A 2291-nucleotide genomic window follows, 5' to 3' on the forward strand; every position below is an offset into this window, starting at 1 on the left:
CCGATCGGCGTCGTCGTGCCGCGAGACGCCGACGACGTCGTGACCACGGTGTCCGTGTGCCGGGAATTCGGTGTTCCCATCTTCGCGCGCGGCGGCGCCACCGATCTCGCGGGCTCGACCTGCAACGCGGCGGTGGTCATCGACATGAGCAAGTACATGAATCGCGTGCTGGAGATCGATTGGGATGCGAAGTGGGCGCGCGTCGAGCCGGGAACGGTGCTGGACGATTTGCGAAACCAGGCCGAGGAGCGGCACCTCACGTTCGGTCCCGATCCGGCCACGCACCAGCGCAACACGTTAGGCGGAATGATCGGCAACAACTCGTGCGGCATGCACGCGCAGATGGCGGGCAAGGTCGAGGAGAACACCGAAGCGCTCGAGATCCTGACCTACGATGGGTTGCGCATGTGGGTGGGCCCCACCACGGACGCGGAGCTGGAAGCGATCATCGCCGCGGGCGGCCGCCGCGGCGAGATTTACGCGCGGCTCAAGCACATCCGCGACACGTACGCCGATCAGATCAGAAAGAAGTTTCCGCACATCCCGCGACTCGTCTCGGGCTATCCATTGCAGCAGCTGTTGCCCGAATACGGGTTCAACGTGGCTCGTGCGCTCGTGGGAACGGAGAACACGTGCGTCACGATCCTCGAGGCTAAGCTGCGGCTCGTGCACAGCCCGCCGTGTCGCACGCTCGTCGTGTTCGGCTTTGCCGACATCTTCACGGCGGGCGATCAGGTACCGTTCTGCAACACGCACAATCCGATCGCGCTCGAAGGAATCGACAGCAGCATGTTCACGTACATGCACGACAAGGGGATGTCGACGGCGGGGCGGGCGATGCTGCCCGACGGCAACGCATGGCTGGTGGTGGAGTTCGGCGCGGACACCAAGCCGGCGGCGGACGACCAGGCACGTGGGCTCATGGCGGCCTTCGCGGCGTTGCCTAACGCGCCGAGTGGGAAGCTCATCGATGACAGCGGCGAAGAGAAGCGGCTCTGGGAAATCAGGGAATCAGGGCTCGGCTCGACGTCCAAAATCCCCCACCTTCCGGATTTCTATCCCGGCTGGGAAGACTCGGCCGTCGCGCCCAAGGATGTCGGCAACTACTTGCGCGATCTCCAGAAGCTGTTCGACAAGTACCACTACGCCGCATCGCTGTACGGGCACTTTGGGCAAGGCTGTATTCACTGCAGCATCAATTTCGATCTGTACACGGCCGCTGGCATCGAGACATGGAAGCGGTTCCTGGATGAGGCGGCGCATCTGGTCACGTCGTACGGCGGCTCGCTGTCGGGTGAGCATGGCGATGGTCAGGCGCGCGGGTCGTTGCTGCCCATCATGTTCGGCGACGAGATCATGCACGCGTTCCGAGAATTCAAAGCGGCGTGGGACCCGCTCGGGAAGATGAATCCGGGCAAGGTGATTGACGCCTATCCTGTCGATGAGAACCTGCGGTGGGGGACACATTACCATCCCTGGGAGCCGGCGACCCATTTCTCGTTCGCCGACGATCGCGGGAGTTTCGCGTACGCTGCGAACCGGTGCGTCGGAACCGGAAAGTGCCGCAAGCACGATACGGGGACGATGTGTCCCAGCTACATGGCCACGCGCGAGGAGAAGCACTCGACGCGCGGCCGTGCGCGCCTGCTGTTCGAGATGCTCGAAGGCAATCCGTTAGGCAACGGCTGGCGGGACGAAACGGTGAAGAGCGCGCTCGACCTGTGTCTGGCGTGCAAGGGGTGTCGCGGCGAGTGCCCGGTGAACGTCGACATGGCGACCTACAAGGCAGAGTTTCTCTCGCACTATTTCAAGGGCCGCCTTCGTCCGGTTGCCGCATACGCTTTCGGGCTCATGTACTGGTGGGCTCGAATCGCCTCACGCATGCCCCGCGTGGCGAATTTCGCCACCCAGACGCCGGTGTTGCGCGACATCGCAAAGGCGTTGGTGACGATGGCGCCGGAGCGGCGCATTCCAGTGTTCGCGCCGCAGACGTTCAAGGCGTGGTTCCGGAAGCGCGGCGTTCGCAACGCCGGCAAGACGCGCGTCATTCTCTGGCCTGATACGTGGAACAACCACTTTCATCCTACCACCGCTCAGGCGGCGGTCGAGGTCCTCGAGGCAGCAGGCTATCAGGTGATCGTGCCGCACGTCTCGCTGTGTTGCGGGCGGCCGCTCTACGACTACGGCATGCTGGATCTCGCGAAGCGGATGCTGCACCGGATTCTCGACACGCTGCGCGCTGAGATTCGCGCCGGTGTGTGCGTGGTTGGGCTCGAGCCGAGCTGCGTATC

The 2291-nt window shown here is 63.8% G+C and carries 1 protein-coding gene; it reads left to right on the plus strand.

Going from position 1 to position 2291, the window contains the following annotated elements; genetic code table 11:
- Positions 1-2291, plus strand: a 2291-nt coding sequence (locus VFW04_09970) for an FAD-binding and (Fe-S)-binding domain-containing protein (protein HEX5179647.1), incomplete at both ends; no start/stop codon positions are given.

This window comes from Gemmatimonadaceae bacterium (assembly GCA_036273715.1).
Lineage (GTDB): Bacteria > Gemmatimonadota > Gemmatimonadetes > Gemmatimonadales > Gemmatimonadaceae > JADGGM01.